The 14,573-nt window shown below is 51.1% G+C and carries 13 protein-coding genes and 1 pseudogene; 11 read left to right on the top strand and 3 right to left on the bottom strand.

The genetic code is table 11. The annotated features are described in order from the left end of the window. The first annotated feature begins 173 nt into the window (after positions 1 to 173). The 5 genes from HMPREF1487_RS23075 to HMPREF1487_RS27495 all read left to right on the top strand — a co-directional run bounded on the left by HMPREF1487_RS23075 (position 174) and on the right by HMPREF1487_RS27495 (position 7,431). Positions 174 to 2,159: a hypothetical protein gene (locus tag HMPREF1487_RS23075; RefSeq protein WP_010799182.1), complete on the top strand. Its 1,986-nt coding sequence runs from the start codon at positions 174 to 176 to the stop codon at positions 2,157 to 2,159. A 1,647-nt stretch (positions 2,160 to 3,806) separates the two neighbouring features. Next, entirely contained in the window at positions 3,807 to 4,604 is a 798-nt protein-coding gene (locus HMPREF1487_RS23065) for a ParA family protein (protein ID WP_010799181.1), read from the top strand. Then, on the top strand, positions 4,601 to 5,569 hold the full coding sequence (locus tag HMPREF1487_RS26440; protein ID WP_010799180.1) for a ParB/RepB/Spo0J family partition protein: 969 nt from the start codon (positions 4,601 to 4,603) through the stop codon (positions 5,567 to 5,569). Before HMPREF1487_RS23065 ends, HMPREF1487_RS26440 begins: the two co-directional genes overlap by 4 nt. Beyond that, the gene (gene trfA / locus HMPREF1487_RS23055) at positions 5,570 to 6,412 is read left to right on the top strand and encodes a plasmid replication initiator TrfA (protein ID WP_010799179.1); all 843 of its coding nucleotides are present in this window, start codon (positions 5,570 to 5,572) and stop codon (positions 6,410 to 6,412) included. Positions 6,413 to 7,176: 764 nt separating this feature from the next. Beyond that, positions 7,177 to 7,431 (top strand): hypothetical protein, encoded by a 255-nt coding sequence (locus HMPREF1487_RS27495; RefSeq protein WP_154982408.1) that lies wholly within the window; start codon positions 7,177 to 7,179, stop codon positions 7,429 to 7,431. A gap of 93 nt (positions 7,432 to 7,524) precedes the next feature. Here the strand turns inward: HMPREF1487_RS27495 and HMPREF1487_RS23050 are convergent, their stop codons facing one another. Next, entirely contained in the window at positions 7,525 to 8,421 is an 897-nt protein-coding gene (locus HMPREF1487_RS23050) for a ParB/RepB/Spo0J family partition protein (RefSeq protein ID WP_010799178.1), read from the bottom strand. Between the two features lie 494 nt (positions 8,422 to 8,915). On the opposite strand from HMPREF1487_RS23050, the gene HMPREF1487_RS23040 reads away from it, so the two are divergent. From HMPREF1487_RS23040 to HMPREF1487_RS23020, 5 genes and pseudogenes are all read left to right on the top strand, one after another. Further along, positions 8,916 to 9,182, top strand: coding sequence for a DUF1016 N-terminal domain-containing protein (locus HMPREF1487_RS23040; protein ID WP_010799177.1), 267 nt, complete (start codon positions 8,916 to 8,918; stop codon positions 9,180 to 9,182). Between the two features lie 705 nt (positions 9,183 to 9,887). Continuing rightward, entirely contained in the window at positions 9,888 to 10,343 is a 456-nt protein-coding gene (locus tag HMPREF1487_RS23035; RefSeq protein ID WP_154982407.1) for a hypothetical protein, read from the top strand. Between the two features lie 18 nt (positions 10,344 to 10,361). Then, positions 10,362 to 10,577, top strand: coding sequence for a hypothetical protein (locus HMPREF1487_RS23030; protein ID WP_010799175.1), 216 nt, complete (start codon positions 10,362 to 10,364; stop codon positions 10,575 to 10,577). A gap of 104 nt (positions 10,578 to 10,681) precedes the next feature. Then, a complete protein-coding gene (gene tnpB, locus HMPREF1487_RS23025) occupies positions 10,682 to 11,041 on the top strand; it encodes an IS66 family insertion sequence element accessory protein TnpB (protein WP_010799174.1) in 360 nt (119 codons plus the stop codon). 18 nt (positions 11,042 to 11,059) lie between these two features. Beyond that, positions 11,060 to 11,829 (top strand): annotated as a pseudogene (locus tag HMPREF1487_RS23020) (transposase); the annotation flags it as partial. A gap of 155 nt (positions 11,830 to 11,984) precedes the next feature. Here the strand turns inward: HMPREF1487_RS23020 and HMPREF1487_RS23015 are convergent. Beyond that, the gene (locus tag HMPREF1487_RS23015) at positions 11,985 to 13,076 is read right to left on the bottom strand and encodes an NADH:flavin oxidoreductase/NADH oxidase (RefSeq protein WP_010799171.1); all 1,092 of its coding nucleotides are present in this window, start codon (positions 13,074 to 13,076) and stop codon (positions 11,985 to 11,987) included. Positions 13,077 to 13,161: 85 nt separating this feature from the next. Here HMPREF1487_RS23015 and HMPREF1487_RS23010 point away from each other — a divergent pair, with 85 nt between their 5' ends. Next, positions 13,162 to 13,464: an ArsR/SmtB family transcription factor gene (locus HMPREF1487_RS23010; protein ID WP_010799170.1), complete on the top strand. Its 303-nt coding sequence runs from the start codon at positions 13,162 to 13,164 to the stop codon at positions 13,462 to 13,464. A gap of 82 nt (positions 13,465 to 13,546) precedes the next feature. On the opposite strand, the gene HMPREF1487_RS23005 is transcribed toward HMPREF1487_RS23010, so the two are convergent. Next, on the bottom strand, positions 13,547 to 14,455 hold the full coding sequence (locus HMPREF1487_RS23005) for a LysR family transcriptional regulator (RefSeq protein WP_010799169.1): 909 nt from the start codon (positions 14,453 to 14,455) through the stop codon (positions 13,547 to 13,549). Positions 14,456 to 14,573 lie beyond the last annotated feature (118 nt).

Here is a 14,573-nt window from a genome sequence, read left to right as displayed (position 1 = left end):
GCATATGCCTACTACTTGCATACCTGCAACTACAGGTACGCAACCGACGTGTTGTCGTATAGCACTACTATCCGCTTTACGAGGAGATAACCTCGAGAAGCAGTAGCGAACCTATAAAACCCTCAGCCTAAGATGTTGTGGCCCTTTCCAACTGTCTCTGACCGGTTTTCCAAATGAGCATAGAAACCCATATATTCCCTCAAGCCTGGGAGGAGCACCTAACTGAAGAGGCTCCTGTTAGCAGACAAAACACCACTCTGCCTACCGGCGCACATACGCTGGGCTTCAAAGACATGTCCTTCGAGCAGTTTGAGCAGTTCTGCTGGTGGCTTTTGAGAAGAGATCACGATCTGGTTGGCTGTCAGCGCCTAGGGCCGATGGGAGCTAAATCTCAACAGGGTATTGATCTCTTTGCCTTTGAGCGTAGCCGTCCGGATCAGCTTCATGTTTTTGAATGTAAATGCAGACGTAATTTTTCAGGTAAAGAGCTTCTGTCTGCGGTTGACACTTTTTTAGCAGGCGAGTGGGCGAATCGTGCCCGTAAATATATCCTAATACTGGCGCAAGACGGTCTCCAATCGCTTTCTGATTACTGGCTAGAGGCTAATCGGAAACTTCATGGAAAAGGCATCGAGGGTGATATCTGGACGGCCGAACACCTTACAGAAAGACTTCAGGATGCACCTGACGTACTATTGAAGTTTTTCCCTGGAGCAGATAGTCAGCAATTTGGTAACGCCTGGATGGCAAAGGTGGGCTTCGCAGAAAAACTTCTAAAAGCCATCACAGATCCAAGGCCTGAAATTGCAAATCTGGCAAATGATTATCTAGTTCACGCTAACCTAAAATCGAGCGAGCTTGAGACACACTATTCTGATGAAAAGCACTGGTCTATCAAGCAACCCTTTATAGATCTGTCGTCGTTTCTCCCAGCACCCGATCAGTATCCAGGCTCAGCTGCAGTCTCCATTAAGCTCCCTAGTACCGGAGGCGTGACAGTAGTTCTTGATCAAAAATGGCTTCTTACTCATTTCTTGGGTAACAATGGCGAGCCGGTCTCTACCAAGACGAGACCCTTTTACCGAGGGACCTACGGGCTGGGTCAGTTCAAGCACATTGTTGATCTCAACAATTGTCAGTTTCATGTTTCAGATCAGGTGCTTCAAGAGATAGTAGGGGTAGCTGATCGACTTTCTGATACCTATCTCAATTCTCTTCGCAACCTTGAAGCTGAGTTGAAAGCAAACAATTTCCCCGTGGTGCAAAGACATGGCACCCAGTTTGTACTATGCGTTGTTGAGAAGGACGTATGGGATGTACTCATAAGCTTCGCTAATGCTCATGACACAGACAACGGCAACACCACATGGCATATATTTCACAGGGCCTTTAACCGGATAATGCCCTACTCTCCCTCAGGGTACAGGGCCATGTTATTTGGAGAGTCCGTTGATGAGCTGTGTGATGACCATGAGATAGCGATACTTTGGAACGCGTCCAGCTACCATTCCTCTTCTGACAACGTTACCTGGTCCTGCCAGGAATGCTATCGCTGGTTGACACAGTCTCTGCTTCCCGCTGCAGGGCATTGGCATGCGAAGCGAAGCCTGAAATGGCGAAGAGCCTGTTTTAGCCCAATCAAAACCTATCTGAACTTTAAGGAAACTGTTTCCTATTACAGCGGGCCCGAAGCATTTAAAACGGTGCAGCATACGGCCTTGCTCGACAATCACCGCTATAGAGAGATTGGTCTTGTCGCAACGGTGAGTATCTTGCAGGCGTTTTTTAACAGTAGCTGGGTTAGCGATCGAGCCTATTTCGATGCGGGCCAATTATCTGCCTTGTATGGGACACTACTGATCCTCTTGCCAGCACAGCGTGGACATCCCAGCTATATCTGCGCAAAATTAAATCTCAGCGCAAACTATCCTAATCATCTAGAGCTGGCACAGGCTGTCGAAGCGCTAATGGTTGAAGTCAAACCCTGTACCGATACTCACCTCATCGATAATGTGATGCGCGCTATGCTAGAAACACTTGATGGTGACGCCAGTTGGGTGTCTGCAGCTGATCAAGAACATATCTTTGGAGCTTTGTTTCCCTTCATGATCTTTCATGACCAGAAGCAGTTGATTAATCGCCACAGCCTTTATCTTTAAGCGATACGGCAAATCTCCTTCGATGAATTAAAGTGTCTCATCCTGAGACACTTTTTAGATCAAGTGCTAGCCACCAGCATCTTTCTCACAAATGGCGTTTGGCCTCGCTTTCAAGATGACGCCTAGCCTTCCTACAGTGGTCTCGTCTGCTGCTCACATCATTGCCTTTACTGCTGAAAACCGGCGCCTCCCCAGTGCCTGCAAAATAGCCGAGGCTCCATAGGGCATCATGTTGACAGGCGGTGGCGATTGGCTCAGAGCGCAAGTGCTTAATGTGCCTACTCGAAGTCCCATTTCCGGAGCGTAAAGCGGAGAGAGTGAGCAGGTCAAACACAAAGGCCGCTGTTTCAAGGAGTGGGACAGCCACGGTCTGGCAGGATACAAATTCCGCTCTGCCTCGCTCCTTTAGGACGCCCGCGAACGCTGGTACTTCAATGTAGTGGTTGATGCCGATAGCAAGCCAGGGCTTGGACAGGGTTAGGTAGGCGTCGACCTTGGTCTTAAACAGATTGCGAAAATTCAGCGATGGCAGCAACCTTGAGAATCGGCAGTTCTAGTGTGATCTAGGGCCAAAGCTTGCCTCGCCCAACACAGCCAAAACAGGAAACGTATCCATACTATTCACGCCAGGATCACCACCCGACGCAATAATGCGCTGCACCAGTTCAGCCGCAAGTTGGTAAACAGCTACGGCACCATCATCGTGGGCGACGTAAGCCCTTCGAAACTCGCCAAAACCAAGATGCCAAGTCAGTGCTGGATGCTGGCTGGACAATGCTGGAATGCAAGTGCGCTCACGCAGGTATTGTTTTCAAGGAAATAGCCGAGGCATACACCACTTTACATGCTCAGCTGGCGGCATCCCGACAGGGGTCAAAGAGCGTCTATAAGAGAATAGGTTTGCAGCAAGTACAGTATCGGTTACGACCGCGATATCAACGCAGCCAGGATTATTTCTGCGCTCGGGCAGAAGCGCCTATCAGCGGGATACCTGTCTTTTTAGAGCACCGAGGATACCACCCGACCTATAAGAATCGGACTCATGATAGTCCGTTACTATCATAGCTATGCCCTTCATTTCTTCAACTCAGCAGCGAGACTTCTAAAATCTCACAAGGCTGCCTCAGAAATTTCCAAAAGTATTCTAGTATTGATACCAATAGAAGAATTAAGCATCACATCGTAAGCCTTGTAGTTTTAGCGGCCTTTACACAGAGTGTCTCATCATGAGACACCAACGATGTCATTCCCCTTGAGCATAATTGAGAGCGCAGCCTAGCTACTACATATGTGAGGTTTTCTACAGTCGTTCATGTGTCTCATGATGAGACACTTAGACTTCATATAGACCTGACCCCAGGATGGAAGGAACAGAGCTGCGGTGGCTACGCCAAATACGAGATTAGGCGTAAGGGGACTAGGAACCATGCAAGTGTCTCATCATGAAACACTTGCATGCCAAGGCGGAAAACGATACTCAACCCGCCCGCAATAAACGATCTGCTCTAAAAAATACCACATCGCCTAAATTTTTTAGCTGATCATAAGTATACTTAAGCCGCTTAGGCCTATGAGAAAGGCATAAATGTCTCATCATGAGACACCTATTTTCAGCTTCATTCTGAAGCGAAGGGGGGATGGAAGACGATGGATTCATCAAAAGCGACCGTAATTGCTGTAGCCAATCACAAGGGCGGGTGTGGCAAAACAACGACCTGTATAAACCTGGCCGATAATCTAGCCCAGATGGGTAAGACCGTTCTGGTTATCGACATGGATCCACAGGCCAACTCAAGCCTGCATATCGGAATGAACCACCCAGCCGAGATACGCTATACGGCCGCTGAGATGCTGCTAAATCTTGAGCTCCCACTTCAGGCTTTCATTCATACCGATACTCGCGTTGAAGGCGTAGCGCTGATCTATGGGTCAATGGGATTAGAGACTATTGGGGACACGCTTAAGAATAGTCATCCACGTCCGAATGAGGTGTTGCGGGCCCGGCTTGAGCCGCTGCTGGAGCACGTCGACTACATCATTATCGACTGCCCTCCTTCGCTACAGATTCTCACCATGAATGCGTTGGCTGCATCGACTCATTATCTAGTCCCGCTGGAATCAGGTGCGCCTTATGGAGCCTATGGGCTAAGTGACCTTAACAAGCGGGTAGGGCAGATCAAGCTGATTAATCCCACGCTCGAATTCTTGGGCGCCCTGCTTATCTGGCATGACGACAGGTTAAGCCTGTGTCGCCAGAACGAAGAAGATGCAGCCAAGATGTTTGGCAAAGTCATCCCGATCAAGATCGGGACATCCTCAAAGATCAACCAGTCAGCTGCCGTCAAGGTACCGCTGCGCCTCATCGACAAGAACAACCACATTGCAAAGCAGTACAAGGAACTGGCTGAGCATATTGATAGTGTTGTAACCAAGGAGTATGCATGATGCCCGCACAAAATAAGCAAAAGGAACAGAAGCCGACCGAGGCCAAGGCCGGTAATGCCAAGCCGGGGCGCTTGAATGCTTTCATGGTCCAAAATGCTTTCTCAGCCAATTTCCAGGAGCATCAGCAAAAGCAGCTTGTAGGCAATCCCCTGTCGGGCCGTACTATCAGGTCTATTGAGGTTGATCAGATCACCTCTAGCCCTTATCAGCCCCGCCTGGAATTCGATGAGACCTATATTGAAGAGCTGGCTCGATCCATTGAAGAAAATGGCCTAATCGAGGTCATCAAGGTTCGCCCCGTGCCCACCGGGTACGAGCTGGTTGCAGGTGAGTGCCGGCTTCTCGCCCATAAGAAGCTGGGCCTTAAAACCATTGATGCAGAAATAGTACAGATCTCTGACGCCGAATCTGCTGTCCAGGCACTGGCAGAAAATATCCACCGCAAAAATCTTAGCGACCTGGAAATCTATCTCTCGCTTGATCGCTTTGAAGGCGCCTTTTCTACCGCCAAGCAGGTCGCATCACTGCTTGAAATGAGCCGTGCCCATTTCTATCGGATCAAGGCGTTTGAAAAGCTTCCCAAGCCTGTTATTGATCTTCTCAAGACCAAACCCAGATTAGTCTCTGCGCTTTCGGCTGCCACTGTTGCCAAAACCATCGGTACACTGTCCGACGAAGGTGTGTCCAAGGCTGAAATTGAAAAGGCGCTGATTGTGGGGGTGCGGGACATGATCAGTGATGAAAAGAAAGTACCCAACCTCTCAGCGTTTCTGACCAAAAAACTGGCTCAGAAACCTCAAAAGCCCGCCGCAGAAAAGGAAGAGATCATTGTAGGTCACAAGCCTGTTGCGGTATTCGAGCGCAAGGACAAGTACCTGCAGGTACGCTTGGACAGCCAGACGTACAGTCCCGAGAAGGAAGAAAAGCTTAAGGCATTCCTCGAGCAGCTAGCACTGGAGGCGTAGATGACTGAGGAGGGCAAAAAGCGAGGCAGGGGCCTGGCCAATATCAAGGCCAGAGCTGAGGCGGTCGAGGCACAGAAATCGTTGCAGCTACCGCTTTGGGCAGAGCCCCTACGCAGTGCTCCAAATGAAATCCTACGTACCGCGCTGTTTACTGCGCGCAATAAAAAGCACCCCAGAGTCTATATCTCCAACCAGATTCTCTCCTATGGACAGACGGCTGTGTTCTATAAGGGTGAGGAGCTGCGTCAGGATGATCTGGACGTATGGCTTCAGATCCTGCACATGAGCAGAGGAAAGGAGCTGGGCAAACCGATCGAGTTTACCTTTTCCGAAATCAAGAAGGCGCTTGGCTGGGGATACGGTAAGTACTATACGCAGCGCCTGATCGAAATCCTGGATCGACTCTCCGCTACCACTGTCCGGATCGAATCCACGCGGCTCAAATCAGGTAAAGGGATGTCGCTGGTTAGAAGCTTTATCTATCAGACCCCTGACAACGAGGTTTCAGATGTCTGGTCCGTCGAAATCGAACCGGAGATGGGCGTGCTGTTTGGTATAGACGGTGCCTACAGTACCCGACTGGAATGGCAGCAACGGTTGAACCTGGGGCCATTGGCAAAGTGGCTGCACGGCTTTTACAACTCCCACAGGGACCCGTATCCGCTGCACTTTGAGATGCTGCTTGAGGTATCTGGGAGCAGTGCAGCGCAAAAGTCCAAGGCCAAGCAGATGGTCAAGGATGCCCTTGAGGAACTGATAGAAGTTGGCTTTCTCAAGGAGATGAAGATTGACGCCAAGGGAATGGTCACTGTGGTCAAGGCAAAGGGCGCTGCTACGGTTTAGCTACTTCCCTCGTTGTAGATCAGGCGGCGTTGTAGCCGCTTTTTTGCCTGTGTATCAGCACCTGAAAATGAGGTATAGCCAAAAAGAGCCTCTACCTCATTTTTAGGTTTTGTCGCTTTATCACCGATACCGCTAGCCAACCCTGGGATAGATATCACCAAAGGGCGGGCCCTCCTACCTAAAAATGAGGTATGGACGAGCCGTTTAGAGCAGCTATTAGAAAGACCTTGTGGGGAGACACAACAGCTCTACCTGCTGCACCTGAAAATGAGGTATTTCTCTGCCAATGGTTAAAACAAAAGTTCTCCGCCTAAAAATGAGGTATTGGCTTCGCGCTTATGCGTGGTTGTATTAAAAGCAGCGAAAATCCTTAAAAAGAGGTCTTCGACCTAAAAATGAGGTATGCACGTTTGTAGTGCACCGCCTTCTACCACTGACCTAAAAATGAGGTAGGGAAGAAAACGGATGGAAAAGGGCAAGGTAAGAACAGATTTGAAATCACAGCTCGATGACAGCCTGAAAGGGGAGGGGAGACCTAAGTCGATTTGATTTTCAGGCGTACCTCATTTTTAGGTGCAAGAAGAGGGGCTAGCAAGACGCGAAAATCTACTATGGTCATAAACCAATAAATACATATATATCAGTAACTTAAGTTTGTTTTATACCTCATATTGAGATCAGATACCTCATTTTCAGGTCGTGCTACCTCATTTTCAGGTCTGCTCAAAAGTGGCATTTGGCAGCATTTTTCCTCTCTGTAAGCCTTGAAAATCAAGGATTTAGGAAAAAAGGAGCTAAAACAGGCCCGCCACGTACCTCATTTTGAGGAACAAATACCTCATTTTGAGGCGGATATACCTCATTTTGAGGAATGGATACCTCAAATTGAGGTACAGCCTCATCCAAAAATATTGTTTGAAATCAGTAACTTAAAGCATTTAATCACAGGCCTTAACCGTTCTTTAACCATCTTTAACCGCTCTTTAACCTACAAAGGGTTCTCTAAAGGAAAAGCTTAAAGCAGTACGTACTGTGCTAACACGATCTAACGCCTCCCCCTAAAGCGCCGATGTTTTAGCTATAAAACACCGGCGATCCATTTGAGTGGCACGTTACATCAGCGCCGAGGCTAACCGCTGTTTTAGTTCATCTTCGGAAAATCTGGAGACCACATCGCTTGGAAACAAGATCTGCACGGCTCCCTTGGTTGTTCGCCTGAGCGAAAATATTTTGCTTCCTGTCTCATTAAAAAAAACAGCCGATCCGGTGTTTCGAGTATACGGATTACGGGCTTTGGCAACGGCTCTCACCAGTTTCTTCGCACCCATCTCACCTGAGGCGATTTTTGGGGCAAGCGCAATGAGGGGCTCATAATTGTTCTTGTCTTCTGACAGGCTCAATAGAGCACGAGCTGTATGAATGCCAACCTTTGTAAACGTACCAATGGCCTGGGAGACAGGCTCAGGAATTCGGGTATAGACAAGAATATTGGTGAGTGCCGAACGATCAATCCCCAGATGAATAGCCAGCGAGGCCTGGCTGGGAAAGATACCTCTATCCAATACCTTTTTGTAACTGAGGGCTTTGGCCCAACTGGAGATATCCTGGCGGTGTTCGTTCTCGATCACCATCTGCTGATACGCATCCTGATCATTCAGGTCGCGTACAAAGGCCTTCACCTGTATTCCAAGGTCCTTACATATTTTCAAGCGTCTGCGCCCGTAGATCAGCTCGAAGCGTCCTGCAGGGGCCTGACGAACCAGAATCGGGATGGATTGCCCATGATGGCCGATGCTATTCATGAGTTCGGACAGGTCTCCAAACTCTTCTACTGGTCGATCGACCAGCTCCCATTCATCGATGAGATCCGGATCCAAATCAATGACCTGGTTAAGCGAAATGGAATCTTTCTTTATCTCCAGAAGAGGGGAGGGCGCCTGTGTAGTGCCCAGGTGTTGCTCTCGGCTCTTTGCAAGAAAAGAAACGTGGCCTTCGGATTTCGATGTCATGGTGCCTCCTGGCATGGAGATACAGATCAGCTGTCAGAAACAAGGCCTACAATGAGCGACCCTAAAGCACGAGGATCTCCCACGTCGGCAACTGAAGTTATGTGCCAGAAGACTTTAACGCAGGTTATAGGCGAGCTAGGGCCGTGGTTGCTACCCGCGCGGGTAGGGAGTAGCCGGATTGACCCTACTTATTTGTCTTGACAACGATTGATAGATCTGAATTAAACGCTTGATGCCTCATTTGTTATACTACCTACGATAATCTGGACATCTATCCTGGAGGACGGAAGACACTTTGCGATTTATTGATGCAGTCCTGTCACTGGCACTCATAGCGGAAATACATGGTACAGACCGGGCGGTAGCTGAGGCAGCCAAACGCTTCTCCAAACAACTGCCCAGACGTTACCGGCAGTACATGTTTGAAGTCATGAACAGTCCTTCGCCGCTTCGCCATGTAAGGCTATTCATTTCAACCCTGCCAGAGGATGTCTTTGATTCGCCAAGCCAGATCAGAGGTGAAGAATAAGGAATTAGGTCCGTTACAAACCTGTTGGGAAATTGGCCTGCACATTATTGAATTCGATCCTGGCCAAGTCGCTCCACGCGTATTTGCCAAGGACTTTGACGAGCATAAGCTGCAAGTTTCTTATCAGGAATTTTCAATTTGGAACGCAGTGCGTACCGAATTGAGCTGGACTTATTTTCTGCTTACAAAAAATCGCGTCGGCTGTGAGTTGTCCCATCCTCAATGGGAATGAGCAGCTCTTTGCCAGCAAATACAAATTGTTGCTTCCTAATGAAGATAAATCACGAGCAGAGCTTGACCGGTGTAGCAGTGGTAGTGGGGTTGAAAGGGGGAAAAGGAAGCCTTTCCTTTGCCTTATCTTGATAGGCGGCTTATCTCCATTGGTTTTATATGCAATGGCAGCAGGGGAGTGCATCCTCTATAGACTTCAATATTGCCAATATCTAGGCGACCCTGAACACGTTTTGTAGGGGTAGCGGGTAGGCTGGAGGGAACGAGCGAAGAACCAGACTACGATGTACAGTCTGTACATCGATCGTTCCGATGTCTTTTGAGAAAGTACATTCTGTACATTGTAATACCAGCCCGCATAAACCTATATCTCATTAGCCTCTTTCTGACGCACCCCCTTACGAGCCTTTTTCCTTCCTTTTTTCCTTTTCTTTTCCTTGATCTTTCCTTCTTTAGGGGTGGCTGGTTGGGGAGGGATTTTTTTGATGTATAAGATGTACGGCTGGTATTATGGATGTATAGAATGTACAAAGTGGCCAGACTTCAATACTACTGCCTTACCCGCTATAGATTCTGGTTCATCCTGCACATCCTTTTATACGAGTTTTGAAATAGCTCGCGCGCGGGGGTTTTGTGCTAAACAACAGGTGTTTAAAGTACGAAAATGACCCTACGCATGTCATACCCCACGATAATGCTATTTCATGTGACCTCGATTGAAAGGGCGCGAAGTATTATTGCCTCCCAGCAGTTCAAGCCGGCAGACCATGCACCTCATTTATCCGATTCAGGCTTGAACGCAGGCATTGTTGGCGAACTGCTAGCAAGCCAGCAATACGAGCACTATGGTGCAAAATTGATAATGGAATGGTCAGGCCCCGTTATTAATGGTGCAATCAGTGACAACCCATTCCCTTTGCCTATAGATACCTTGTACAACGCTCTACCATGGCGTGTTGTTGTTTCTCAGGGTACAACTCAATACCTAAGAGCAGTCGACATCCAGTGTTCTGATCAGGCACTGATGGAAGACGCAAGACATCCCTGGTATTGCCTTACCGAGGGGATGCAGGAGCGATGGAGGCTTAGTGAACTCAAAAAGCGCAGAGATAGCATCAAGCGGCTGGTCAAAGATAAACCCAGCATCTGCGTCAAACCCTAGCGCAAAGGATAACGACTTATGGGTCTATCATTAAGCAAGCGTATCGCACTCTCTCGCGACCTACGCAAAGTAGGCGTAGCGGGCATTTCCATTGGCATCATCAGTCCGTTGTTTGCCAGCCAGCTTGCTGAAGTCGGTCTTGGCTCGTATTGGATCTCGGGCCTGGCACTGGCCTTAGGACTGGTGGCATGGATAGCGGGGTTAGCACTCACGCCTTCTACGGAACAGGTCTGAACAGAACGGCTAAAGCTTCGTAAGCGCTCCATGAACCACACATTCAAAGCGGTTAGCTGATCCCCGATGCTGTGCTCCCGATTTATTTCTGGAGCCCGCACGCCATGATGCGTCCCGACGCCAAAGTCGAAAAAGTCTACCTTTACCCCAAGCCAGTCGACTTCCGAAAGTCCATTGACGGTCTGGCCGCGCTGGTCGAACTGGACATCAAAGTGGCGGTGTTCGACCCCGTGCTCTTCGTGTTTCTCAACAAAACGCGCAACCGCGTGAAGATTCTGTACTGGGAGCGAAACGGCTTCTGTCTTTGGCTCAAGCGTCTCGACTCGGAGCGTTTCAAAACATCGCCTGACCCCACTGACGAGGCCATTATCCTGACCGCTCAGGAACTCAATTGGCTACTCGACGGCTTCGACCTCTGGCGCAACCGCCCCCATCAAGTTCTGACGCCTCGCTACGTCGCCTGATTCGGTATAATCCGCGGCATGATTTCCATGCCCGAGACCCTTCCTGACGATCCGGTTTTGCTCAAGCAGCTGCTTGAGCAAATGATCAATGAGCGCGCGTCTGATAAGGGCAAGATCGTTCATCTGGAGGAAGAGGTGGCACTGCTCCGCCAGCGGTTATTTGGCCGCAAGACCGAGCAGACCAAGGATTCGGCTACGCCCCAACTCCCTCTCTTTGACGAAGCAGAAAGCCTGGCAGAGCCGGCGGATGAGGCTTCGGATGAGGAAATAGTTGCACCGAGCAAGCGCCGTGGTAAACGCAAGCCGCTGCCCAGTGATCTACCGCGTGTCGAAGTCATTCATGAACTGCCTGAGCACGAGCTGACGTGTGCGTGCGGCTGCCGCAAGCACGCCATTGGCGAAGAAGTCAGCGAGCAGCTTGAAATCGTCCCGATGCAGATCCGGGTCATCAAGCATATCCGCAAGGTTTATGGCTGCCGCGACTGCGAATCAGCACCGTTGACAGCAGATAAGCCCGCTCAGATGATCGAAAAAAGCATGGCCAGTCCCAGCGTGCTGGCGATGTTGCTGACCACCAAATACGTCGACGGCCTGCCACTTCATCGCTTCGAAAAGTGCTGGGACGTCACGGCATTGATATCTCACGTCAAACCCTGGCACGCTGGGTCATCCAGTGCGGCGAGCACTTCCAACCCCTGCTGAATCTGATGCGCGACAGCCTGTTGAATAGCCGCATCATTCATTGCGATGAAACCCGAGTCCAGGTTCTGAAAGAGCCTGATCGAGAAGCGCATTGGCTGGCACGGAGTATCGAAGATGTCCATGCCGGCCATGCGGCCAAAAACCTGAATCCGGGTGAGAGCGCGACAACAATCTTGCCCGCTTGGGCATTCGACCAGGTTGATAGCCCTAAGACCATGCGAGCGCCCTCGCTCCGGCGGGATCACCTGTAGCGTTCAAGCCAATGGGCATAGGGAGCGGGCAGGGTCCAGGCAGCACGCTCTACACCCAGCGCCTGGGCGGCTGAATAGGACCAGTTAGGATTGCCCAGGTGCGCCCGGCCAATCATCGCCAGGTCCAGTTGACCACTCCTCACCGCCTCTTCGGCGACGCTCGGTGTGCCGAACCCCCATGCCGAGGCCACCGCAATACCCGCCTCGCGCCGTACCCGCTGGGTAACTTCGCCCATGAAACCGGGGGCCCAAGGAATGTTGGATTCAGGGATGGTGAACCCGATACTGACGCTGAGCAAGTCCAATCCACCGTCCTTGAAACGACGCGTCAGTTCGATAGCCTCTGACAAGGTCTGTTCATCCCGACCGTCGTATTCGATGACACCCAGACGAGCGGTCAGCGGCAAGTGCTCTGGCCATACTTCGCGAACCGCCGCCAGTGTTTCTAGCAGAAAGTGGCTACGGTTATCGAAGTTTCCGCCATAGGCGTCGTCACGAAGGTTGGAGTGTTCAGAGAGGAATGTCTGGGCCAGATAGCCATGGGCGAAATGTAACTCTAACCACTCAAAGCCAGCTTCACGTGCACGGCGAGCGGCTGAGACAAAATCCTCGCGCACTCGGGCGATATCTTCCAGCGTCATGGCTTTCGGCTGCTTGGCGAGATGAGCGCCAAAGGCTACAGCCGATGGGGCGATGGTCTGCCAGCCACGCGAATCATCTCCGCCGATATGATCGTCACCTTCCCAGGGACGGTTCGCACTGGCCTTGCGTCCCGCGTGGGCAATTTGGATACCTGGCACTGCGCCGGCAGCCTTGATCGATTGCACCACCGGCACGAACGCAAGAGCGAGCTCATCATTCCAGATACCCGCACAACCAGGCGTGATCCGTCCTTCGGGTGCCACGGCGGTTGCCTCGACGACCACTAGTCCTGCTCCGCCACGCGCGAGGGTGGCATAGTGCACGGTGTGCCAATCGTTGATCAGGCCATCATTAGCCGAGTACATGCACATGGGGGGAATCGCGATCCGGTTGCGAAGGGAGACATCCTTGAGCGTGAAAGGTTGGAACAGCGCAGACATTAGGTTTTTCTCCGAAGGCTAGTATTTCTCTTGTTCGGTAATATTCGAACTATTGGCATAGAGCAAACCCGTGTATGATTCGCTCATGCGCCCCTTCAAACATCTTCCTCTCAGCGAATTCGTTCTTGAGCGTCTGTTTTACGCCTTGAGCGACCCTGTACGCCTGGAGATTGTCCGGCTCCTCGCCGAGCTGGGAGAGGCCAGCTGTGGCGAGCTGGACGGTGGCCGTGCGAAGTCCACCATGTCCCACCATTTTCGGGTGCTGCGAGATGCCGGCCTGGTTCAAACCCAGACCATCGGCACGACCCACATGAACTCGTTGCGTAGGGAAGACTTGAGTAATCGTTTTCCGGGCCTGCTGGAAACGATCCTGTCCCAGCGCGAATAATGTTTCTGCGGGTCATCCAGTGATGCAATCCCGAAGGGACAGCGTAGTACTCCCCCCAAACAAGCCCTTGTTCAGAACTGTTTCAGCGCTTGCTCTGCGCAAAAATACGCGGGTCGGAGAAACAGTTGACCAGGTGGTCGTACACCAGCCTCACTCGCGACGCCACGGGCCCTGATTGCGGACGATACATGATCAGTTCCGAAGGCGGCGGGGCATCGTGTTGCATGACCTCGACCAGTCGCCCTTCAGACAGGTAGGGTTCTGCCAGATAATCGGGCATTTGCCCAAAGGCGATGCCGGCCAGGACAATCTCTCGCTCGGTTTCTGGGTCGTCGCAGGTAAATGCTGGGGAGGCAGGCAGGAACGCTTGCCCCTCGGCAAGCACCCACGGCCAAGGGCGGCCGTTGTTGCGATCAATCAGCATCGACAGGGGCAGACGTTTCAGATCCTCGATGTTGCCAGGGCGCTGTACGGTGTCGAGGAGTGGCGGCGCCGCAACGATTTTCAGGGCGACATGGGCCACCGTTCTGGCGATATAACGCCGATCCTGCACGGCGCCGACACGAATGCCGATGTCGATCTTGTTGGCCACCGCGTCGGTGAGCTGGTCATCCAGACTCAGGTCGATGCTCAGGCCCGGATTCTCCCGCATCAGCGGTTTCAGAAACTCGATCAGATACAGCTTGCCAATGGCGTGCGGCGCCGTAATGCCGACGATGCCTTTTGCCTCCTGTGTACTGTGGGCGATAAACAACTGATCCACCAGCTCCAGGGTTTCCCGGGCTTGCAAAGCGAGTTTGGCACCAAACGCGGTGACATGAATCTGCCGCGTGCTTCGGTGGAACAACAGCTCCCCAAGTGTGCGCTCCAGTTCTTTGATGGCTCGTGTCACGGTCTGCGGAGAGGTGCCGAGGCGGGTGGCGGCATCGCGAAACGTGGTCGATTGCGCTGCCACAGAAAAGATCCGAATCAGTTCCATGCGATTGAGCATTGCCGTCAACTCCCGTTCCAGAAAATGGAATTCTCAAATCCGAACTCTTCCATTTTCTGACAAATAAAACCAGCGCAGACTGCACCCATCAACCCAAGCAGGTCTCAACAGGAGCGCT

This window comes from Pseudomonas sp. HPB0071, from assembly GCF_000478505.2.
In the GTDB taxonomy this organism is placed as follows: Bacteria; Pseudomonadota; Gammaproteobacteria; order Pseudomonadales; family Pseudomonadaceae; genus Chryseomonas; species Chryseomonas luteola.
The sequence above is the reverse complement of the archived record's forward strand: the minus strand, read 5'-3'. Positions and strand labels throughout refer to the sequence as shown.

What these genes read in the sequence shown, in the direction of transcription:
- HMPREF1487_RS23050 (WP_010799178.1), bottom strand. Translation starts at nt 8,421, where the DNA reads ATGACATCGAAATCCGAAGGCCACGTTTCTTTTCTTGCAAAGAGCCGA.
- trfA (WP_010799179.1), top strand. Translation starts at nt 5,570, where the DNA reads ATGACTGAGGAGGGCAAAAAGCGAGGCAGGGGCCTGGCCAATATCAAG.
- HMPREF1487_RS26440 (WP_010799180.1), top strand. Translation starts at nt 4,601, where the DNA reads ATGATGCCCGCACAAAATAAGCAAAAGGAACAGAAGCCGACCGAGGCC.
- tnpB (WP_010799174.1), top strand. Translation starts at nt 10,682, where the DNA reads ATGATGCGTCCCGACGCCAAAGTCGAAAAAGTCTACCTTTACCCCAAG.
- HMPREF1487_RS23030 (WP_010799175.1), top strand. Translation starts at nt 10,362, where the DNA reads ATGGGTCTATCATTAAGCAAGCGTATCGCACTCTCTCGCGACCTACGC.
- HMPREF1487_RS23015 (WP_010799171.1), bottom strand. Translation starts at nt 13,076, where the DNA reads ATGTCTGCGCTGTTCCAACCTTTCACGCTCAAGGATGTCTCCCTTCGC.
- HMPREF1487_RS23075 (WP_010799182.1), top strand. Translation starts at nt 174, where the DNA reads ATGAGCATAGAAACCCATATATTCCCTCAAGCCTGGGAGGAGCACCTA.
- HMPREF1487_RS23005 (WP_010799169.1), bottom strand. Translation starts at nt 14,455, where the DNA reads ATGCTCAATCGCATGGAACTGATTCGGATCTTTTCTGTGGCAGCGCAA.
- HMPREF1487_RS23065 (WP_010799181.1), top strand. Translation starts at nt 3,807, where the DNA reads ATGGATTCATCAAAAGCGACCGTAATTGCTGTAGCCAATCACAAGGGC.
- HMPREF1487_RS23010 (WP_010799170.1), top strand. Translation starts at nt 13,162, where the DNA reads ATGCGCCCCTTCAAACATCTTCCTCTCAGCGAATTCGTTCTTGAGCGT.